The 21,339-nt window shown below is 59.6% G+C and carries 18 protein-coding genes and 2 tRNA genes; 4 read left to right on the forward strand and 16 right to left on the reverse strand.

Annotated elements, in window-relative coordinates:
• Positions 1–181 precede the first annotated feature (181 nt).
• The 4 genes from PSH79_RS06145 to PSH79_RS06160 all read right to left on the reverse strand — a co-directional run bounded on the left by PSH79_RS06145 (position 182) and on the right by PSH79_RS06160 (position 4,770).
• Positions 182–1,477 (reverse strand): virulence factor family protein, encoded by a 1,296-nt coding sequence (locus PSH79_RS06145; RefSeq protein WP_305441724.1) that lies wholly within the window; start codon positions 1,475–1,477, stop codon positions 182–184.
• Positions 1,477–4,116: a bifunctional lysylphosphatidylglycerol flippase/synthetase MprF gene (gene mprF / locus PSH79_RS06150; RefSeq protein WP_305441725.1), complete on the reverse strand. Its 2,640-nt coding sequence runs from the start codon at positions 4,114–4,116 to the stop codon at positions 1,477–1,479. Before mprF ends, PSH79_RS06145 begins: the two co-directional genes overlap by 1 nt.
• A gap of 279 nt (positions 4,117–4,395) precedes the next feature.
• A tRNA-Met gene (locus PSH79_RS06155) sits at positions 4,396–4,472 on the reverse strand.
• A 221-nt stretch (positions 4,473–4,693) separates the two neighbouring features.
• Positions 4,694–4,770 (reverse strand) — tRNA-Met (locus PSH79_RS06160).
• A gap of 281 nt (positions 4,771–5,051) precedes the next feature.
• Here PSH79_RS06160 and dinB point away from each other — a divergent pair.
• The gene (gene dinB / locus PSH79_RS06165) at positions 5,052–6,113 is read left to right on the forward strand and encodes a DNA polymerase IV (protein WP_305441727.1); all 1,062 of its coding nucleotides are present in this window, start codon (positions 5,052–5,054) and stop codon (positions 6,111–6,113) included.
• Positions 6,114–6,232: 119 nt separating this feature from the next.
• On the opposite strand, the gene PSH79_RS06170 is transcribed toward dinB, so the two are convergent.
• From PSH79_RS06170 to PSH79_RS06185, 4 genes are all read right to left on the reverse strand, one after another.
• The gene (locus PSH79_RS06170; protein WP_305441728.1) at positions 6,233–7,186 is read right to left on the reverse strand and encodes a hypothetical protein; all 954 of its coding nucleotides are present in this window, start codon (positions 7,184–7,186) and stop codon (positions 6,233–6,235) included.
• 17 nt (positions 7,187–7,203) lie between these two features.
• Complete coding sequence (locus PSH79_RS06175) at positions 7,204–8,919, reverse strand: proline--tRNA ligase (RefSeq protein WP_305441730.1); 1,716 nt, start codon at positions 8,917–8,919, stop codon at positions 7,204–7,206.
• Between the two features lie 129 nt (positions 8,920–9,048).
• The gene (locus tag PSH79_RS06180; protein ID WP_305441731.1) at positions 9,049–10,608 is read right to left on the reverse strand and encodes an AmpG family muropeptide MFS transporter; all 1,560 of its coding nucleotides are present in this window, start codon (positions 10,606–10,608) and stop codon (positions 9,049–9,051) included.
• A 43-nt stretch (positions 10,609–10,651) separates the two neighbouring features.
• Positions 10,652–11,005 carry an MGMT family protein gene (locus tag PSH79_RS06185; protein WP_305441732.1) on the reverse strand — a complete coding sequence of 118 codons (354 nt, stop codon included), beginning with the start codon at positions 11,003–11,005 and terminating at the stop codon, positions 10,652–10,654.
• Between the two features lie 163 nt (positions 11,006–11,168).
• On the opposite strand from PSH79_RS06185, the gene PSH79_RS06190 reads away from it, so the two are divergent.
• The gene (locus PSH79_RS06190; protein ID WP_305441734.1) at positions 11,169–12,176 is read left to right on the forward strand and encodes a DUF481 domain-containing protein; all 1,008 of its coding nucleotides are present in this window, start codon (positions 11,169–11,171) and stop codon (positions 12,174–12,176) included.
• A 127-nt stretch (positions 12,177–12,303) separates the two neighbouring features.
• Here the strand turns inward: PSH79_RS06190 and PSH79_RS06195 are convergent, their stop codons facing one another.
• Positions 12,304–12,513, reverse strand: coding sequence for a cold-shock protein (locus tag PSH79_RS06195; RefSeq protein WP_002554837.1), 210 nt, complete (start codon positions 12,511–12,513; stop codon positions 12,304–12,306).
• A gap of 353 nt (positions 12,514–12,866) precedes the next feature.
• Here PSH79_RS06195 and dcd point away from each other — a divergent pair, with 353 nt between their 5' ends.
• Both dcd and PSH79_RS06205 read left to right on the forward strand, forming a co-directional pair.
• Positions 12,867–13,433, forward strand: coding sequence for a dCTP deaminase (dcd, locus tag PSH79_RS06200; protein ID WP_007904652.1), 567 nt, complete (start codon positions 12,867–12,869; stop codon positions 13,431–13,433).
• A 107-nt stretch (positions 13,434–13,540) separates the two neighbouring features.
• Positions 13,541–13,750, forward strand: a complete 210-nt coding sequence (locus PSH79_RS06205; RefSeq protein ID WP_042557949.1) for a hypothetical protein — start codon at positions 13,541–13,543, stop codon at positions 13,748–13,750.
• 46 nt (positions 13,751–13,796) lie between these two features.
• Here PSH79_RS06205 and pdeM read toward each other — a convergent pair whose 3' ends face one another.
• The 7 genes from pdeM to PSH79_RS06240 all read right to left on the reverse strand — a co-directional run bounded on the left by pdeM (position 13,797) and on the right by PSH79_RS06240 (position 21,239).
• Entirely contained in the window at positions 13,797–14,453 is a 657-nt protein-coding gene (pdeM, locus tag PSH79_RS06210) for a ligase-associated DNA damage response endonuclease PdeM (protein ID WP_305441737.1), read from the reverse strand.
• Positions 14,450–16,939 carry a ligase-associated DNA damage response DEXH box helicase gene (locus PSH79_RS06215; RefSeq protein WP_305441739.1) on the reverse strand — a complete coding sequence of 830 codons (2,490 nt, stop codon included), beginning with the start codon at positions 16,937–16,939 and terminating at the stop codon, positions 14,450–14,452. Before PSH79_RS06215 ends, pdeM begins: the two co-directional genes overlap by 4 nt.
• Before the next feature lie 118 nt (positions 16,940–17,057).
• Positions 17,058–17,822 (reverse strand): ABC transporter ATP-binding protein, encoded by a 765-nt coding sequence (locus PSH79_RS06220; protein WP_305441740.1) that lies wholly within the window; start codon positions 17,820–17,822, stop codon positions 17,058–17,060.
• A gap of 13 nt (positions 17,823–17,835) precedes the next feature.
• On the reverse strand, positions 17,836–18,954 hold the full coding sequence (locus PSH79_RS06225) for a succinylglutamate desuccinylase/aspartoacylase family protein (protein WP_305441742.1): 1,119 nt from the start codon (positions 18,952–18,954) through the stop codon (positions 17,836–17,838).
• Between the two features lie 10 nt (positions 18,955–18,964).
• Positions 18,965–19,675, reverse strand: a complete 711-nt coding sequence (locus PSH79_RS06230) for an ABC transporter permease (RefSeq protein WP_305441743.1) — start codon at positions 19,673–19,675, stop codon at positions 18,965–18,967.
• On the reverse strand, positions 19,672–20,400 hold the full coding sequence (locus tag PSH79_RS06235; RefSeq protein WP_305441744.1) for an ABC transporter permease: 729 nt from the start codon (positions 20,398–20,400) through the stop codon (positions 19,672–19,674). The genes PSH79_RS06230 and PSH79_RS06235 overlap by 4 nt, the downstream gene beginning before the upstream one ends.
• Positions 20,401–20,456: 56 nt before the next feature.
• On the reverse strand, positions 20,457–21,239 hold the full coding sequence (locus PSH79_RS06240; RefSeq protein WP_305441745.1) for a transporter substrate-binding domain-containing protein: 783 nt from the start codon (positions 21,237–21,239) through the stop codon (positions 20,457–20,459).
• Between the last annotated feature and the right edge of the window lie 100 nt (positions 21,240–21,339).

Here is a 21,339-nt window from a genome sequence, read left to right on the forward strand (position 1 = left end):
ACGCAATTCCTTGTAGGAGTGAGCCTGCTCGCGATAGCGGTGTGTCAGTTGGCAACTAGGTGGCTGACACTCCGCTATCGCGAGCAGGCTCACTCCTACAGGGGAATGGGTTCATCGTCCGAGATGTAAAAAGCCCCCGTAACTGCGAAGTTGCGGGGGCTTTTTGTGGGCGAGGCTCAGATCACTCTTCGGCAACCGAATCCTTGCTCTGGCGCTTCTGGATCAAGTCCACCAAACGCTTGGCCAGCGCCGGATAGTTCTCGTCGAAGTGATGACCGCCGGGCAGCTTCACCGCCTCACCCACCGCAGTCTTGTCCGTGCAGCCGCTTTCATCCGTCTCTTCTTCACCGTAGATGCACACAACCTTGGCCGGTGGCAGCTTGGCCATTTCCGGGCCGGTGGCGGCTTCTTTGCCGGCGTTGCCGAGCCAGCCTTCGACTTCGATTTCGAAGCTGCCGGTGCGGGCGAAGGCCAGCAGGATGATCGCGTCGACGCGCTGCTGCTCGGTGTCCGGCAGGCGGTTGTAGATCGCTGGCAGAACGTCAGCACCGAACGAGTAACCGGTGAGGATGAAGCGTTTGGTGCCCCATTTCTGCCGGTAGTGCTGCATCAGTTCGGTCAGGTCCAGGGCGCTTTGCTCCGGGCTCTTGTGCTGCCAGTAGTAGCGCAGCGTGTCGATGCCGACGACCGGGTAGCCGATCTTGGCCATTTCACCGGCCACGTCGCGGTCGAGGTCGCGCCAGCCGCCGTCACCGCTGAGGAACAGGGTGACGGTGTCTTTTGCTTGGCCAGCAGGCACTTCAACCACCGGAATCGCCAGACCGCCGTTGGCCTTGTCGCCGCCGACGAGGATCTTGCGCAGTTCGTTGTTCAGCACTTGCGGCAGGTTGATGTCGTAGTCGCTGATGCTGGTTTCGGCGTTCGGTTGATCGCGCACGAAACCTGCGCTGGCGTCGTCCGGGTTGTCGTTCCATGCCGCCAGCCAGTGGCCGTGGGCGGCGGATTTGGGCAGCAGGTGCGTGCAGCCACCTTTTTCCAGTGCCAGATCCACGGAAATCGCTTGGGCCTTGTCGTCCTTTTGTTCGGCCAGCCAGCGCCAGGCCAGCACAGCGCCAGGACCGATGCCGCTGACCAATGTGGCCGGGCCGTTCAGTTCGCGCAGACCGGTTTGCAGGGCGCGGCTTTGCAGCAGGCAGTCCTTGGGCAGAATCACCTGAACGATTTGCGCCGAGGCGCTGCGGCTCAGGGTGGTCAGTTGCTTTTCAGAGAGTTTCTGGTCGTCGTTGACCGCGACCAGCACCTGCGCCTTGGGTTTGGTGCCGGGGATGACGCGGGTCAAAACGGTGCCGTCTGCCGCCGTAATAGGTTCGAGCGTTGGTTCCGGTGCCGGGCGTTTGAGGTACCAGAAACCGCCGCCGGCAATCACGGCCAGCACGATCAGTGCGGCCAGGATGTACTTCAGGGAGCGTTGAATCATCAGCGTTTCACCAATCCAGTCAAGCCGCCCGCGATCAGGGCAGCAGTGTCGGCCAGCGCTACCAGCGGATCCAGTCCGGCGGGCACGGCCATATAACGGGGTTCCCAGTCAGGCTGGAACTTGTCTTTGAAGCGGCGCAAGCCTTGGAAGTTGTACAGCTGCTCACCACGGCGGAAAACCATCGAGCCCAGACGCTGGGTCAGCGGTGCACCACGCCGGGGTTGCAACCCCGACAACGGCACCATGCCCAGGCTGAAGCGCGCGTATCCGTGACTCTTATAGTGTTGAATCAGGCCGACCATCATGAATTCCATGGTCAGTTTGGGGGCTTCCGGGTGCGCGCGCATCAGGTCGAGGCTGGCCAGGTCATGGCTATAAGTCTCGAGCAGGTTGGCAAACGCCACCGGGCGACCTTCGAAGCGAATCACCGCAATGCGGAAATGCTTCAGGTAATCGTCGCTGAAGCGGCCGAGCGAGAAGCCTTTCTCGCGCACGTTCTTGCCGGTCAGCCAGGCATCGGAAATCACCTTGAGCTCATCCATCGGCGCTTGACCCGGATCAAAGATCTCCAGCGACAGACCGTCACGGGTGCCACGGTTCCAGGTGTAACGAAGATCTTTCATCTCCTTGCCCTTGGCTTCCAGGTCAAAGCGAAGCAGATCGACCCGGGCTTCCTCGCCGAGCTTGATCGCGGTCAGGCCGATGTCCATGTAGTACGGCAGGTTCTCCGCGCGCACTTGATAGAACACAGGGCGAGCGTGATGGATATCGCACAGGTCGCGGAACTGCCAGATCATCTCGGCGCGTTGCTGGCCAGGGCCTATCGGGTCGTACAGCGCCACCAGACTGCGGCCACGGCGGGCGTACATCAGGAATGCTTCGTCGTTCTGGTGAAACAGCAACGCCTTGTCACCCGTCAGTGCGAGGCCGCCATCGGGTTGCGACGACGCCATCAGAATCTTCGCCGCGCGATCGAGTTCGTCCGGTGTCGGCAGGTGAATGACCGGGCGCGCAGTGCGCAGCAGCCAGGTCAGGGCAATCACCAGCAACAGCACGGCGGCGCCGAGCAGCGAACGCAGGCCGCGCGGTGCGTCGGCGTCGAGGGTGAACTGCCACCACAACTGATGGCTGTAGGGCACGTCTTGATACGCGAACAACAGCAGCCAGGCCGAAGCACCGAGCACGCACAGGCTGGCCACCAGGTACAGCGGTGAGAACGGCAGTTCGGTCAGACGACTCGGGCGATAAAACGAGCGGCGGAACACCCCCAGCAGCGCGGCAGTGAGTGTCATCAGACAGGCTTCTTCCCAGTCAAAACCCTTGAGCAGGGAAAGCAGGGCGCCGACCAGCAACAGAATGGTGGTCAGCATCCATGCGGCCGACAAGCGACGGCGCAGACCCTGCGCCAGCATCAGACAAAGTACACCGATCAGGCTGGCGCCGAAGTGCGAGGCGTCGACCAAGCGATGTGGGATCAGAAAGCCGATGTGTTCCAGACGCGTATCGATTTCAGGGGTAGCGCCGGAGAACAGCAGCACCACGCCGGACAGGAACACCAGTACCGCCAGAATCGGTGCGGCCAGACCGGACGCGGCGCGCATGGTCTGGGTTTGAAACAGGCGCTGGCCTTCGTTGATCAGCAGCAGTACGCAAGCCACCAGCAGCGGCAGCACCACGTAGATCAGGCGATACAGCAGCAACGCAGCAGCCAGTGGCGCGGCACCGAGTTTGTCGGCGAATGCGGCGAGCAGAATCGCTTCGAACACGCCAACGCCACCCGGTACATGGCTGAGTACGCCAGCGGCCAGCGCCAGCAGGTACACCAGCAAGAACGCGCCGAAGGGTGGGGCTTCGGGCAGCAACAGATAAAGCACGGTGGCGGCCGCCGCGACATCGAGGGCAGTGATCACCAGTTGCAGGAAAGTCAGGCGTCGACCCGGCAGGCGCAGGGTGCGGCGGCCGGCCTTGACCAGCAGGTTATCGGGGTAGGGTTGTTCCGGCAGGCGCCGACGATAGATGCCGATCGCCAGAATCGCGCCCAGCAGCAACACGGCCACCGCTACAGTGCCGAGCAAACCTTCCGAGAGGCCGAGCGCCTGAGAGGCGGCGGGCAGGTCGCTCAAGGTTGCGAGCGCAGCCAGTGGCGGCAGGGCACAGCCCAGCGACAGGCTGGCGAACAAGGTCATGTGCGCGACTTCCGACGCTCCCAGACCCAGTCGTGCATATAAACGGTAGCGCACCGAACCGCCGGACAGCAGCGACAGTCCGATCGCGTTGCCAATCGCAAACGCCGTGAAGCCGCCGAGGGCCAGCGTGCGCGGTGGCAATGTCACGCCAGCGTAGCGGCTGGCCGACCATTCATAGCCCAGCAGAATAATGAAGCCGACCACGGTCGCGCCGAATGCGCCGAGCAGTGCGGGCTTCGGTACGTCGAGGATTGAGTCGTGCAAAGCATCGAGATCAAGTTCGGCGAGCAAGTGGCGACAGGCAATCAGGGCAATGGCAAACAACAGCAGAGTGACCGCCAGACCGATCGGCTGACGGTATTTGCTTAACCGATCCAGCAAGCGCAGGCGCTCGGGTTTGATCGGTTGGTTCGCTGTGACGGTGTCTTGTGGATCAGACGAGTTGGCGCGCATCAATCACCTCTTGGATTGTGCGCGACAGGATGGAGGTATCCAGCCAAGTTACCAATCCCTGTAGAAAAAAATAATCACAAAATACTACGCCTCTCACCAGGTATCGGCGAGGGCAGTCATGGATTGCAGACCTCTTGCCCGCGACTCAAAGCATAGTCGCAACACGGCGGTTCTGAAGATCCTGGACGATTCACTGCACGGTGACAGATCATTGTTGCGAAAGGACTTTTTCCACAGATACAAAAAAGGCCACTCTTTCGAGTAGCCTTTTTTGATGTTTGGTTGCGGGAGCCGGATTTGAACCGACGACCTTCGGGTTATGAGCCCGACGAGCTACCAGACTGCTCCATCCCGCGTCTGTGTGGCGGCATTCTACAGGCGAACGGCGAGGTGTCAACCGCTAATCCCGTAAAGGGTCAAATAAGTGTGGAATCGCGTCAAACGGTCGCAGGTAACGCGTTAAGTTTCGGAAATGAAACGAATTCCTGTTTGGCTATTCTCTGGGTGAAGCGATCTGAATCTGAAAAACAAGCGCGCACAAAAAAGGCCACTCTTTCGAGTAGCCTTTTTTGATGTTTGGTTGCGGGAGCCGGATTTGAACCGACGACCTTCGGGTTATGAGCCCGACGAGCTACCAGACTGCTCCATCCCGCGTCTGTGTGTCGGCATTCTACAGAGGATCGACGGGCTGTCAACCTTCAATCCAGATAAAACTGTTGAGGTTCAATCGGTTAGCGCTTTTTGTCGGTGATTGAAACAAGCCGCAGGGCAGGTGGGGCAAGGCTCTCAGCTCTATTGAAGGCCGCTTTTCGATTGAGAAAATAAATTCACAGGATGATTCCTACAGTAGTGAAAGAACATTCAGCACCACTGGTGCTATATACAGGTGTCAGTGCGATACTGCCGATCCGGCTCGCCACGTTTCCTTTTCTGACATGACTCAGCGAAAAATCATCCACATCGACTGTGACTGTTTCTACGCCGCCATCGAGATGCGCGATGATCCGCGTCTGGCCGGCAAGCCGTTGGCGGTGGGTGGTTCGGCGGATCGGCGTGGGGTGATCGCCACCTGTAATTACGAGGCGCGTGCCTATGGCGTGCGCTCGGCAATGGCATCCGGGCATGCTTTGAAGTTGTGCCCGGATCTGACCATCGTCAAACCGCGTATGGACGCCTATCGCGAAGCCTCAAAGGAAATTCACACGATCTTTGCCGATTACACCGATCTGATCGAGCCGCTGTCGCTGGATGAGGCCTATCTGGACGTGTCGGACAGCGCGCATTTCGGCGGCAGTGCCACACGCATTGCCCAGGATATTCGTCGTCGGGTCTCCAATCAGTTGCACATCACGGTTTCTGCTGGCGTGGCGCCGAACAAGTTTCTGGCGAAGATCGCCAGCGACTGGAAAAAACCCAACGGCTTGTTCGTGATTACGCCGGATCAGGTCGAGGACTTCGTCAGCGGCTTGCCGGTGAGCAAGTTGCACGGTGTCGGCAAAGTCACTGCCGACAAGCTGGGCAAGCTCGGCATCGTTGACTGCTCGCAATTGCGCGAGTGGGACAAGTTGGCGCTGGTGCGTGAATTCGGTAGTTTTGGCGAGCGTCTCTGGAGTCTGGCGCGTGGGATCGATGATCGGCTGGTGCACAACGACAGTCGCCGGCAGTCGATCAGTGTGGAAAATACCTACGATGTCGATCTGCCGGACCTGCGCAGTTGCCTGGACAAATTGCCGGAGCTGCTGGAAACCCTGAAAACGCGCATGGCGCGGATCGACGCCAGTTATCGACCGGGCAAGCCGTTCGTCAAAGTGAAATTCCATGACTTTACCCAAACAACCTTGGAGCAGGCCGGGGCAGGGCGGGATCTGGGCAGTTATCAGTTGATGCTGACGCAGGCGTTCAATCGCGGGGGTAAACCGGTGCGGTTGCTCGGGGTGGGGGTGAGGCTGGAGGATTTGCGTGGCGGGTTTGAGCAGATGGAGTTGTTTGAGCGGTAATCTTGCGGTGCCTGTCAGGGCCTCTTCGCGAGCAGGCTCGCTCCCACGTTGGAATGCAATCTAATGTGGGAGCGAGCTGGCTCCGGGCGGCGTTCCGACGAAGCTTTTAGCTTTTGCTGTTAATTCGGTCCCGGATCCGCGACCAGTCGCCCGGCATCCTTGGTCAGCGACTTGAGAAACTCAGCCTGCAACTCAGGATCGTTACGCGTCAGTTCGATCAGGCTTTGTTCCAGCTCGCTGGCTTCTTCTTCCAGACCCAATTCCGACAGACGTTTGACCCGATGTACCCATTGGCTCACTTCGTCGTCTTCCAGATCGTCGTAAATCAGCCCATGCGCTTCCAGCAACTTGCCCCGCAGGTGGCTGCTGATCATCAGGGTTGAGTCAGAGTGAACTTCATCCTTGGCGTCTTCGACGCTGATCTGCAATTTGCCGACATGATTGAGATCATTTTCGGCAAACGGGCTGTCGAGCAGGTTAAGACGCAGCACGCCATTACGGTCGGTGGTCATGTCGAAAGTCTGCTTGCCGGCCTTGACCTGCACCGGGCGCTCGCTCCACGGCAGGCTCGAATACTCCGTGCGCTTGTCGCGCTGGATTTCATCGATACCGGCCAGGTTCTGTTGCGCGCGACCGTTGGACTGCACGTTCATGAACGGGTTGAGCCCGGCAAAACCGTAGCTCAGCCAGTCCTTGGTCACGCTGTCCGGCAAATTGCCGAGGGCGAACACGTTGACCACGTTCGCGCCGACGCCACCGACTACCGCCACCGCGCCGAGCGGAATCTCGTAGACTTCCCGCCAGGGTTGGTAAGGCGTGTAGCGGTCGTAACGGCGGGTGACTTCGAATTCGGTGACTTCGAATGTCTTCTGCTCGTTGATCTTCACGCGTCGCTGCGGCAGCTCAAGTTCCTTGGGCTCACCGACATCGATCTGCAAAGTGTGATCGAGCAACTTTCGCTCGACACGCTCTTCGTGCTCGCTGCGCTGTGACATGTGATTGGCACAGCCGCTGACCAGCAGGGCACCGCATAGGGCGGTGCCTCCGAGGCCCAAGGTGTTTCGCTTGAACATGACGTCTCTATCTGGTTTCAGCGGCGGATACGAGCCTGAAGGAAGGACAATACGTCAGCCACCGGCAGCGCTTGCGCCTCGCCTTCGGTACGGCTCTTGTATTCCAGGTTGCCTTCGGCGAGGCCGCGGTCGCTGACCACGATCCGGTGTGGAATGCCGATCAGCTCCATGTCCGCGAACTTGATGCCCGGGCTGGTTTTCTTGTCGCGATCGTCCAGCAGCACTTCGAAACCGGCCGCAGTCAATTCTGCGTACAGCTTGTCGGTGGCTTCGCGAACCTGCTCGGTTTCATAACGCAGCGGTACCAGAGCGATCTGGAACGGCGCGAGGGTGTCGCTCCAGATGATGCCGTTGGCGTCGTTGTTCTGCTCGATGGCAGCAGCCACTACGCGGGAAACGCCGATGCCGTAGCAACCCATTTCCAGGGTCACTGGCTTGCCGTTCTCGCCCAGCACTTCGCACTTCATCGCCTTGCTGTACTTGTTGCCCAGCTGGAAGATGTGCCCGACTTCGATGCCGCGTTTGATTTCCAGCGTGCCTTTGCCGTCCGGGCTTGGGTCGCCGGCAACCACGTTGCGCAGGTCAGCCACGGTCGGAACCGGCAGATCGCGCTCCCAGTTCACGCCGAAGTAGTGCTTGTCGTCGATGTTCGCGCCGATAGCGAAGTCGCTCATCAGCTCGACCGAGCGGTCGATGATGATTGGCAGCGGCAGGTTCAGCGGGCCCAGAGAACCCGCGCCGGCGCCAATGGCGTCGCGCAGTTCGGCATCGGAGGCCATGACCAGCGGGCTGGCCACGCCTGGTTGCTGCGCTGCCTTGATTTCGTTCAACTCGTGGTCGCCACGGATGATCAGGGCAATCAGCTTGCCTTCTTCTTCCGCGTGGACGATCAGGGTCTTGATGGCCTTTTCAATCGGCAGATTGAATTTTTCCACCAGCGCGGCAATGGTCTTGGTGTCCGGGGTGTCGATCAGACGCAGCTCTTCAGCCGGTGCTGGGCGGGACGTTTCCCGTGGCACCGCTTCGGCTTTTTCGATGTTTGCTGCGTAGTCGGAGCCGTTACTGAAAACGATGTCGTCTTCGCCGGACTCGGCCAGTACGTGGAATTCGTGGGAACCGGCGCCGCCGATCGAGCCGTTGTCGGCTTCAACCGGGCGGAATTTCAGACCCAGACGCGTGAAGATGTTGCAGTAGGCTTCATGCATACGGTCGTAGGTAATCTGCAGCGATGCTTGATCGGCGTGGAACGAGTACGAGTCCTTCATGATGAACTCGCGGCCGCGCATCAAACCGAAGCGTGGACGGATTTCGTCACGGAATTTGGTCTGGATCTGGTACAGGTTGATTGGCAGCTGTTTGTAGCTGCTCAACTCGTTGCGCATCAGATCGGTGATCACTTCTTCGTGGGTCGGGCCCGCGCAGAAATCGCGACCGTGGCGGTCTTTGATGCGCAGCAGCTCAGGGCCGTATTCTTCCCAGCGCCCCGATTCCTGCCACAGCTCGGCCGGTTGGGTGCTCGGCATCAACACTTCCAGAGAGCCGGCAGCGTTCATTTCTTCACGAACGATGGCTTCAACCTTGCGCATCACCCGCAGGCCCATGGGCAGCCAGGTGTACAGGCCCGAGGCGAGCTTGCGGATCATGCCGGCGCGCAGCATCAGCTGGTGGCTGATTACGACCGCGTCGGAAGGCGTTTCTTTCTGTGTGGCGAGCAAAAATTGACTGGTGCGCATGGTTGGCCGTTGTCGGTTGCTATGACTGGAAATGACGGAGCAGTGTACCGGCGAGTTTTGCTGACGTACAGAAGTGCGGCCGGCGGAGGGACACAAGGGCGGGATTCTTCCCGCCCTTGGCGAAACGTCTTACGATTCTTCCACAAGCGGCGTCGGCACAGGCTCAGGTGTGGGTGTAGGGCCTTCGCGGCGGCTTTCCTGGAACCAGTGCAGGGCGATCAGCACCAGCGTCGGCACACCGAGCATGGCGGTGATCAGGAAGAAGTTGTGATAACCGAACTTTTCCACCATCACCCCGGAGTAGCCGCCGATCAGGCGCGGCAGCAGGAGCATGATCGAGCTGAGCAGGGCGTACTGCGTCGCTGAGAACTTAAGGTTGGTCAGGCTCGACAGGTAGGCGACGAACGCCGAAGTCGCCAGTCCCGAGCTGAAGTTGTCGAGGGAAATGGTCACCACCAGCATCTTCAGACTCGGGCCCATGTCGGCCAGCATCAGAAACAGCAGGTTAGTACCCGCCGATGCCACGCCGCCAATAAACAGGATCGGCAGGATACCGAAGCGCACGATCAGCAGTCCGCCCATTCCCGCACCGACAAGGGTCATGATCAGACCGAAGATCTTGCTGACGCTGGCAATCTGATCCTTGGTGAACCCCTGGTCGATATAAAACACGTTGGCCATCACGCCCATGACCGTATCCGACATCCGATAGGTGGCGATCAGCCCGAGCAGCAATAGCGCCTGCCAGCGGTAGCGCAGGATGAAGTCGTTGACCGGCGTCAGTACCGGCGCCAGCCCTCGACGCCCCATGGCCGACAGGCACATCCATGTCAACAGGGTGTAGAGAATGGCGCGCAGGAAGGCGCGATCTTCCAGCAGCAGGTCGAGCGGGCTGACGCCTTCGAACAACACGCTGGCGAAATCGGTGTTGTAGAGCTGAGTGAACATCGCCGGCACGGACACCAGCAGCACGATCAGTACGAATACCGACATCAATTGATGCATGAAGGTATAGCGGCCCGCTTGCAATTGGGTGCGCAACGGCACAGGCGGCTCGCGCATCAGCAGGGTAGTGAGCAGCGCAGGAATCATCAGCGCGCCGAACAGCGCGTAAGTGCCGGCCCAGGCTGAGTGTTGATAGTTGAAGCCGGTAGAGCCGAAACCTTCGGCGAAAAACAAGGCGCCCGCGGTCGCGAGGAGGGCGGCGACGCGATAGCCAGACATGTAACTGGCGGCGAGTGCGGCCTGGCGGCTGTCGTCGGCGATTTCCAGGCGATAGGCGTCAACCGCGATGTCTTGGGTGGCGGAGGCGAACGCAACGACGACGGCGATGGCGATCAGCCAGGACAGATGCTTCTGCGGATCGCAGAAACCCATACCGATCAAGCCGAGAATCACCAGTGCTTGCGAGAGCACCAGCCACGAGCGGCGACGGCCAAGTTTGCCCAGCAACGGCAAGCGCCATTGGTCGAGGAGCGGTGACCAGACCCATTTAAACGCGTAAGCCAGACCGATGAGGCTGGCGTAGCCGATGGTTTCACGGGCCACACCCGCTTCACGCAGCCAGACTGAAAGCGTTGAAAACACCAGCATGTACGGCAGGCCGGCGGCGAAACCGAGCAACAACAGCACGAGCGTCGAAGGACTGGCATAGGCGGCGAGCGCGGCGCGCCAGGTTTTACGGGGCATGGGCTGAAGTCTGCCTCAAGATTGCGAAAACAAAGCGCGCACTCTAACCGCTGTGCTCTACCGGACGCCAGCCATGGCGCTGAATATCCACACGATTGTTCAGGACGGTGATGCCTTCCATGCGCAAACGCGCCCGTTGTTCATCACCTGACGGACTGCCAACCGGCAGGCTGATTCGCCCGCCGGCGCCCAATACACGGTGCCAGGGCAGTTTGGTGTCGCCGGGCAATTGACTCAAGGTTCGCCCGACCCAGCGGGCAGCGCGTCCCAACCCGGCAAGGTCAGCCAATTGACCATAGCTGACGACCTTGCCCTCGGGCACTTGAGCGAGGGTCGAGTAGAGCGCCGTGCGTCGGATTTGCGCTTCGCTTTCGCCGTCGCGGTTCGGGTCTGTCACGTACGCGGTTCCTGAGCATGAGCGGATAGATGGCTTAAGCGTAATCCCTCATCGGTCAATTGAGAAATGAACTCAATAGAAATAGTCCGGTCAGTCCTTGTCAGGGTCTTATTCCTACGGATAATGCCGACCTTTTTCGCAAACTTGAGCCCCCGACTCGCTTATGTTTTCCAGAACCTTGCTGTGCCTTGCTGTTTTCAGTGCGTCCACGCCCCTGCTTGCCGACACCGTCTGGTTGAAGAACGGTGACAAGTTAAGCGGCAAAATTACCGTGTTCGATGGCGGCAAACTGTTGGTTCAGACCCAGTACGCCGGCGCTGTCTCGATCGACTGGAAAGAGGTCAAGACCCTGGAAAGTGACCAGGAATTGCTGGTCAAGCAGGATGCCTATAGTGGCGAGAAAGCCAAATCGTTGACCGCTGCCGATGACGGCAAGGTCACGCTGGCCAACGGTGAAGCGCCGAAAACCGTGGAGCTGGCGAGCATCCAGCAAATCCTCAAGCCGAAACCGGTGGTCGAGGATCTGGTGTGGAAGGGCAATGTCGATCTGGCGCTGGATTATCAGCGCGCGGAAAAAGACACCGACGATTACGACATCGGCTTCAAGACTACAGCGCGCCATGGGCGCTGGCGGCATACCGCCGAGGGCGAATACAACCGCGAAGTGCAGGATGAAGTGACGACCACCGACAACTGGCGCGCCGAGTACGCACTCGACCGCTTCCTGACGGATAAGTGGTTCTGGCAAGGGCGCCTGAATTACAAGCGCGACCACGTTGAAGAGTTGGCCCGTCAGCGAGTCGTTGGTACAGGTCCGGGTTACCAGTTTTGGGATGACGAATTGGGCGCGTTCTCGCTCGGCTCGCTGTTGAACCGTACCGACTATGAATACAGCGATGGCAGCAAGGACAACTTCTATTCCGTTGCGATGAAGTGGGACTACAACCGCTACCTGATCGGCAAGAAGGTCGAGTTCTTCACCAACGGCGAAGTGGGCAAGCCATTGTCCGGTGTGGCGGACTACGCGCTGGATGCAGAGTTGGGCCTGCGCTACAAGGTCACCGACTGGGCGTCGCTGAATCTGAAAGCCGAGCGGGACATCATCAGCGGCACCAACGATGCCGATTTGAACAAAACCCGTTACACCGCAGGGTTTGGCGTGGCCTGGTAAGGCCGGCAGTTGCTTCAATAGAAAACGCAGCCTGATCAGGCTGCGTTTTTTTTGGCGCCCTAAAAACAGACGCCCACAAAAAAGCCCCGCTTTTGAGGGCGGGGCTCTTTTCTAAAGAAGCTACAAGTTAGATAACTTGTACTTCTTCAGCTTGCATGCCTTTCTGACCGCGGGTAGCGATGAAAGAAACCTGTTGGCCTTCTTTCAGGCTTTTGAAGCCGTCGGATTGGATAGCTTTGAAGTGAACGAACAGGTCGTCACCGGATTGTGGGGTGATGAAGCCGAAGCCTTTTTCATCGTTGAACCACTTAACGGTACCGGTTTGGCGATTAGACATGGTGTAACTCCTTGAACAAAGATAACTGCGACTCAGGAAGAACCCTGGCCGAGACTGAGTGCAAAGAGCAGGAAAAATTCTTGTAGATGGTTGGATCGAAATTCAACATATCGTGTAGAGATTCTCAGTGACACAAGCAGCACAGTGGCGCCACCTTAACCCTTTTTCCGGAACGTGCCAATGCTTCTTGCGAAGGTTTCTTTGTTTTCGGGATCGGCGGTGTAACGGTTCGTCGCCAGAGTGCGTATTTCCAGGGGGTTCGGCGAGAATTGCAGCGCGCACTTTGAACCCGGCGGCGCGACCGGTAAGATGCCGGACAGAATTTTTCCACCTCGCTATTCAGGACACCCGCCATGAGCATCAAATCGGACAAGTGGATTCGCCGCATGGCGCAGGAACACGGCATGATCGAACCGTTCGTCGAGCGCCAGGTGCGCGGCAGCGACGACAGCCGGGTGATTTCCTACGGCGTGTCGAGCTACGGTTACGATGTGCGTTGCACCAACCACTTCAAGGTGTTCACCAACATCAACTCGGCCATCGTCGACCCGAAAAACTTCGACGCCGGCAGCTTCGTCGACATCCACAGTGACGTGTGCATCATTCCGCCGAACTCCTTCGCCTTGGCCAGCACCGTCGAATATTTCCGTATTCCGCGCAATGTACTGACCATCTGCCTGGGTAAAAGCACCTACGCGCGTTGCGGCATCATCGTTAACGTCACTCCGCTTGAGCCTGAGTGGGAAGGTCACGTGACGCTGGAGTTCTCCAACACCACCAATCTGCCGGCGAAAATCTACGCCAACGAAGGCGTGGCGCAGATGCTGTTCCTCGAATCCGATGAGGAATGTGAAGTTTCCTACAAGGATCGCGGTGGCAAGTATCAGGGCCAGCGTGGTGTGACTCTGCCGCGTACCTGATGGGTCCATCCGACAGATGTCGGGAATTCTTTGGCGGGCAGACACTCTATGGGGTGTACTGCCCGTTTTTGCTTCTGCCGAAACGGGCCTTCGCCGAGGAGTGCCCTATGAAGATCGATCCGCATATCAGTGCCGAACTGGCAAGGCTTGAGCCCAATCAGATTGGCGTTTTGGCCTGGTCCTTGTTGGCACACCCGCCCATCAGCATGGCCGGCGGAATTCCTGGTCAGCCTGATCCCGATACCCCCAATGAACAACCGACCGAGCCGGGCGAGCCGACCCTGCCCGACGAGCCACCACCGGCGCCAGTTGCCTGATCCCGATGGGAAATGAATGGCCAGTCAGTTGAAGTCCGGCAAGACTTCAACTGACTGGCCATATTTCGTTGTCACCAATGACAAAGATCCTGCAAGACTCGTCGCGCTCGACCGGATAGCCGCCGGTGAAGGCGCCGAATGCCGGCATCAGACTGATCCGTTCACCCAGCCTGAAGCATGCCAGGCGCAAACTCTGCCGTCCCTTTCCATGCAGCCGATAGACCGGGTGCACATGCCCGGCCAGCACGTGCCTTTCGGGATGGGGATCGGGTTCATGCTGCAGGGCGAACGGCCCGAGCAGCAGCGGTTCCGGCACCACGCGGATGTTCAGCGACGCCGGTGGGTCGCCTGCGCGTTTGTCGTGATTGCCGCGAATCAGCGTCATCGGCAGATCAGCGTGGCGTGACCGCCATTCAGCCAACGCGCTTAAAGTGCCCGCTGCATGCGAGCCCGGCCCGTGCAGGAAGTCGCCTAGAAATATCAGTTGTCGGCAGGGCAGTTTCGCCAGCAGCCGATCAATCACCGCGATATTGCTCGCCGTCGTGCCTTGGGGGACGGGTTGCCCGAGGCTGCGATAGGCAGCCGCCTTGCCGAAATGCACGTCGGCGATCAGCAACGCCTGTTGTTCCGGCCAATACAGGGCTTTTTCGGGCAGCAACCAGAGTTCCTCGCCAGCCAGACGCACCGGGTAGGGCGCGTTCACGTGCGGTTGCCCTTGTCTGCGGATTTCTCCAGATCACCGACCATCCGTCTTATCCGGTCAGCAAGTTTTTCCGAACTCATGCTCTCGCGCATACGCTCCACCAATAGCGGAAACCCCAAGGGTGTAGGACGTTTGATCTGATGCATCTCCAGTGTCATCTGATTGATGTGCGTCAGTGTCTGTTCCAGCCGGCGAATATCCAGTTCTTCCCGTAGGACTTCTTCCCCGGCCTGCGCCAGCAGCAGGTTGTCGGCGTCATATTGTTTGAACACTTCAAAGAACAAGCCGCTGGAGGCCTGCACCTGCCGGGTACTTTTCGGCGCGCCGGGGTAGCCGGCGAATACCAGTCCGGCAATCCGCGCGATTTCTCGAAAGCGCCGCAGCGCCAGTTCGCCGGCGTTGAGGCTGGCGAGCACATCGCGCAACAGATCATCGGGGCTGAGCAGCTCGGCATCGAGTTGTTGCGACCAGTCCACCGGCGTGGCACTGAGCAGCTCCAAGCCGTAATCGTTGACTGCGATCGAGAACGTCACCGGCTGACGCTGACTGACGCGCCATGCGAGCAGGCTGGCCAAGCCCAAATGCACCTGACGCCCGGCAAACGGATAGAGAAAAAGGTGCCAGCCTTCGCGGGATTTCAGCACCTCGGCCAGTAGGCTGTCGGTGGTGGGCAGGCCAGACCAGCGGGCCTGGGTTTCCAGCAGTGGCCGCAACGCCTGCATTTCCGGCCCAACGAACTCACCCCGCGCGGCGGCGGTAAAACGCGTCACCACCGCCTCGGCCAACTCGTTGGAGAGCGGCATGCGCCCGCCATTCCAGCGCGGTACGGCGGCTTTTTTCGCGGTGCTGCGTTTGACGTAAGCCGTCATGTTTTCCACGCGCACCAACTCCAGCAAACGTCCGGCGAACAGAAAACCATCACCGGGCTTAAGCCGCGCGATAAAACCTTCCTCGACACTGCCCAACTGTTTGCCACCACCACCCTTGCTCCAGAATTTCAACTGGATGCTTGCATCGCTGACGATGGTGCCGATGCTCATACGGTGGCGCCGGGCCAGGCGAGCATCCGGCACGCGCCAGACGCCGTGCTCGTCCGGTTCGACCCGGCGGTAATCCGGATAGGCTGTCAGAGATATTCCGCCATGGCGTACGAAAGCCAGCGCCCAAGCCCAATCCTCGGGTGTCAGGTCACGATAGGCCCAGGCACCGCGGACCTCTTCGTACAGCTCATCGGGTAGGAATCCGCCGCCCAATGCCATGCTGACCAGATGTTGCACCAGCACATCCAGCGGTTTGTGTGGCGACCGGCGCGGTTCGATGCGCCGTTGCTCCACGGCGTCTTTAGCGGCAGCCGCTTCGATCAACTCGAGGCTGTGAGTCGGCACCAACGTCACCCGCGAGGTGCGCCCGGGCGCATGACCCGAACGTCCGGCGCGCTGCATCAGGCGCGCGACCCCTTTGGCTGAACCGATTTGCAGCACGCGTTCCACCGGCAAAAAATCCACGCCCAGATCGAGACTCGATGTACACACAACGGCTTTGAGCTGACCGTCCTTCAACGCTTGTTCAACCCAGTCGCGGGTCTCACGGGACAGCGAACTGTGATGTAAGGCGATCAGCCCGGCCCAGTCCGGGCGCGCCTCAAGCAGCGCCTGGTACCAGATTTCCGACTGCGCCCGGGTGTTGGTGAACACCAGGCTGCTGGCGCAGGCGTCGAGTTCGCCGACCACTTGCGGCAACATTTTCAGACCGATGTGCCCGGCCCATGGAAAACGTTCGATGGTCGGTGGGAGCAGGGTGTCGACCTTCAAGGATTTTTCGCTATGGCCCTGAATGCTTGTGCCACCGCCCTGTGGGATCAGCACCTGTTCGGCGTGGGATTGATTACCGAGCGTGGCCGATACGCCCCAGACGATCAGGTCGGGTTGCCAATGGCGCAGGCGGGCGAGGGCCAGTTGCAACTGCACGCCGCGTTTGTTGCCAAGTAACTCGTGCCATTCGTCCACCACGATCATGCGCAGGGATGACAGCGCTGTGCGCGCATCGGCGCGAGCGAGCAGCAGGGTCAGGCTTTCCGGGGTGGTGATCAGGGTGGTTGGCAGGCGCCGGCTCTGACGGGCGCGTTCGCTGCTGTTGGTGTCACCGGTGCGCAGGCCGATGCTCCAAGGGATCTGCAAATCATCGACAGGGGTTTGCAAGGCGCGCGCGGTGTCGGCGGCGAGGGCGCGCATGGGCGTGATCCACAACACAGTCAGTGGTTCGGCCGGCGGCTTGCGTTTGCTGGTGGTGCCAACGGGGGGGATCAAGCGGGCGAAGCGATTGAGTGCGGAAAACCACACCGCATAAGTTTTGCCGGCGCCGGTGCTGGCGTGCAGCAGTCCTGATTCGCCATTTTTGACGGCGGCCCAGACCTGTTTCTGAAAAGCGAACGGCTTCCAGCCGCGGGCGCTGAACCAGTTTTTTGCGAGGTCGGGGGATTTCGCCATGCCTGCTGCGCGCGCTCTGGAGGTGTTCTTCCAATGACCGCGCCAACACAAGAAAGGTTTAAAAACCCCACAAATCCCCTGTAGGCGCTGCCGCAGGCTGCTCCTACAGGGGATCGGGTTATTTGAGGTTGCCGCTGAGGAACTGCCGCAGGCGTTCGCTTTTCGGATGGCCGAGCACTTCTTCCGGCGCACCTTCTTCTTCTACCAGGCCTTGATGCAGGAATAGGACTTGGCTGGAGACTTTGCGGGCGAAACTCATCTCATGCGTCACCATGATCATCGTCCGGCCTTCCTCGGCCAGGCCCTGAATCACCCGCAACACTTCACCCACCAGTTCCGGGTCCAGCGCCGACGTCGGTTCATCGAACAGCATGACTTCCGGCTCCATCGCCAACGCGCGGGCAATCGCCACGCGTTGCTGCTGACCGCCGGAGAGAAACGCCGGGTACTGATCCGCCACGCGGGCCGGCAGACCGACCTTGTCCAGATAGCGCCGTGCGCGATCCTCGGCTTCCTGTTTGCTGCAACCCAGCACCCGGCGCGGAGCCATGGTGATGTTTTCCAGCACGGTCATGTGGCTCCACAGGTTGAAATGCTGGAACACCATCGCCAGTCGCGTGCGCAGGCGTTGCAGTTCGTCCGGGTCGGCGACGTGCATGCCGTGGCGGTCGGTGACCATGCGGATCGTTTGGCCATCCAGGCTCATGGCGCCGTCGTTGGGTTGTTCGAGAAAATTGATGCAGCGCAAAAAGGTGCTTTTACCCGAGCCGCTGGCGCCGATCAGGCTGATCACGTCGCCGGTCTTGGCCTTGAGCGAAACGCCTTTGAGCACCTGATGGTCGCCATAGCTTTTGTGCAGGCCTTCAACGGTCAGTTTGTACATGGGACAGACATCCTCAAGGCGAAAGTAGGTAGCCGCTGCGATAGGCTTCGGCGCCCGCGACGTGGGCGATCACCATGCCGGCGGTGGCCATGCGCCGCAGCGAGCGGGCATACATCAGGCCGGCCATGGTGCAATAAACAGGCGTGACCCGGTCGTTGATCGGGTCGATGATTTCGGCGATCTGCTGGCCGGCCTCCAGGTATTGTCCCGCCGTGGCGGTATACACCAGCAACCCGCCGACTGGCGTGGTCACCGGCTCTACGCCGGCCAATGGCGTGGCAGGGGACGGCAATGGCGGCTGCGGTTTGGTTTCGCCGACGATCGCATCGAACTGGATCAGATAATCGATCAATGCCTGACAGTCGCGGCTGGCCATCGGATGATTGACATCGCCCTGACCGCGTAACTCGACAGTCACCGAGAAACTGCCCAGTGGAATCTCGAAGTGTTCGCCGAAACGCTCCTTCAATTGCCACCAGAGCAGTGTGAAACATTCATCGAACGACTGCCCGCCGGAGTCGGTAGCCAACAGACTGGCCTGCGACTCGATGTAACGCGCCAGTGGTTCGACTTGTGGCCACGCTTCGGGCGTGGTGTAGAGGTGAACCACCGATTCGAAATCGCAATGCAGGTCCAGCACCATGTCCGCGTCGCAGGCCAGTCGTTGCAGGGTCAGGCGCTGGGATTGCAGTTGCGTACTGGCGGTCTGACGGGCAAGGGCGTTGCGCAGGCTGGCACGGATCAGTTCGAGATTACCCTGTGGGTCATCGCCGAGCTTGCCCTCGATGTCGTTGCCGATTTCTTCGCTCAGATCTAAAAACCAGCGGTTGAAGTTCTGCCCGCTCTCCAGTTCGTAACGGCCCAGCGGCACGTCCATCAGCACTTGCTCAAGGCCGACCGGGTTGGCCACCGGCACCAGCACGATTTCGCTGCGCAGGCGCCCGGCGGCTTCCAGCTCCGCCAAACGCTGCTTGAGGTGCCAGGCGACGAGCATGCCGGGCAATTCGTCGGCGTGCAGCGACGACTGGATGTAGATCTTGCCTTTGGCCTGCTGCGGGCCGAAGTGGAAGCTGTGGATCTGTCGTGCGGTCCCCGGCAGTGGGGCCAGCAGGTCATGGATCTGGTGTCGCATTACAAGGTTCCTAGTGAGTCGGTCCGAGGAAGGCCAGCCATCGGCGTTCGGCGAGGCGGAACAGGCCGACCAGCGCAAAGGTTATGGCCAGGTAGATCAGGGCGGCGATACCAAACGATTGAAAGGTCAGGAAGGTCGCCGAGTTGGCGTCCCGGGCGACTTTCAGGATGTCGGGAATAGTTGCGGTGAAGGCCACGGTGGTCGAGTGCAGCATCAGGATCACTTCGTTGCTGTAGTAAGGCAACGAACGGCGCAGCGCCGAAGGCATGATCACGTAGGCATATAGCTTCCAGCCTGTCAGACCGTAGGCCTTGGCCGCTTCGACTTCGCCGTGGTTCATGCTGCGGATCGCCCCGGCGAAAATCTCCGTGGTGTAGGCGCAGGTGTTCAGGGCAAAGGCGAGGATCGTGCAGTTCATCGCATCGCGAAAGAAGCTGTCGAGAATCGGCTGCGCCCTCACGGCGGCGAGGCTGTAGATCCCGGTGTAGCAAATCAGCAGCTGGATATACAGCGGCGTACCGCGGAACAGGTAGGTGTAGAACTGCACCGGCCAGCGCACGTAAAAGTGCGACGACACACGGGCAATCGACAACGGAATCGACACCAGAAAGCCGAAGAAGATCGAGGCGCTGAGCAGCCACATCGTCATCGCCAGCCCGGTGATGTTATTGCCGTCGGTATAAAGGAAGGCTTTCCAGTACTCCTGCAGAAGCTCAATCATCGTACGGCCTCCCGGGCACCGGCGGCGTAGCGTCGTTCGAGCCAGCGCAGAATGATGTTCGAGGCACTGGTGATCAGCAGGTAGATCAACGCGGCGAGAACCAGGAAGTAAAACAGTTGATAGGTGCTTTTACCGGCGTCTTGCGCGGCTTTGACCAGATCGGCCAAGCCAATGATCGACACCAGCGCGGTGGCCTTGAGCATCACCATCCAGTTGTTACCGATGCCCGGCAGGGCGAAGCGCATCATTTGCGGGAACACCACGAAGCGAAAGCGCTGGCCGCGTTTGAGGCCATACGCCGTGGCGGCTTCAACCTGACCGCGCGGCACCGAGAGGATCGCGCCACGGAAGGTTTCGGTGAAGTACGCACCATAAATGAAGCCCAGGGTCAGCACCCCGGCGCTGAACGGGTCGATCTCGATGTATTCCCATTCCATATAATCGGTGAGCGAGGTCAGCCAGGTTTGCAGGCTGTAGAAGATCAACAGCATCAGCACCAGATCCGGCACCCCGCGAATCAACGTGGTGTAGACCTGGGCAGGCAGGCGCACCAGTTTGACTTTTGACAGCTTGGCACTGGCGCCGAGCAGACCGAGCAACACGGCCACCAGCAGCGACAATGCCGATAATTTAATGGTCATCCAGGTGCCTTCCAGCAGCAACGGGCCGAAACCCTTGAGGCTGAAGGCGGAGAGCCCCAGATTTTGCAGGAGGTTTTCGAACATAAATCAGCAACCTGAGCGGATGGAAAAGGCGCCCATCGAGGATGGGCGCCGGGGCATTATTTGCCGCTGTACAGATTCAGATCGCCAAAGTGTTTCTTCTGGATGGTGGCGTAGGTGCCATCATCGTGTAACGCTTTGATACCTTTATCCAAAAGCGCTTTCAGCTCAGTGTTACCTTTCTTAATACCGACAGCGGTTTTGGCAGGCAGCAATTCGCTGTCGACCGGCTTGCTGACTTCATAGTCGGCGCCCTTTGGCGACTTCAAGAAGCCCAATTCGGCTTGCAGCATGTCCTGGATGCCGGCGTCGAGACGGCCGGACGTCAGGTCGGAATACACCTGATCCTGGTTCTGATAGGCCTGGGTTTTCACGCCGGCCTTGTCCAGCACGGCTTTGGCGTAGGCTTCCTGAATGGTGCCTTGCTCGTAGCCGACGGTTTTTCCTTTCAGAGACGCAACGTCTGCGGTGATACCCGAGCCTTTCTTGAACACGTAAGCGGTCGGACCGGAGAACAGCTCGCTGGAGAAGTCGATGACTTTTTCGCGCGCCGGGGTCACGGTCATCGACGAGATGACACCGTCGAATTTATTGGCTTTGAGGCCCGGAATCATGCCGTCGAAGTCACTTTCAACCCACTTGCACTTGACCTTGAGTTCGGCGCAGATCGCGTTGCCCAGGTCGATGTCGAAGCCCACCAGGTTGCCGTCGGCCGCTTTCGACTCAAACGGTGCGTACGAAGGGTCAACGCCAAAGCGCAGCTCTTTGTATTCCTTGGCCAGCGCGGAGCCGGCGGCCATGCACAACGCCAGTGCAGAAAGGGTCAGCAATGCTTTTTTCATTATTCAATCCCTAAGAACCAATATGAGCGCTTGTGGCGCAGAATTATTGTTACTGGAACGCGTACGACCTATAGAAAGTAGCAATTTCCGAACCAGAGTC

The sequence above is a fragment of the Pseudomonas sp. FP2196 genome (genome assembly GCF_030687715.1).
Taxonomy (GTDB): domain Bacteria; phylum Pseudomonadota; class Gammaproteobacteria; order Pseudomonadales; family Pseudomonadaceae; genus Aquipseudomonas.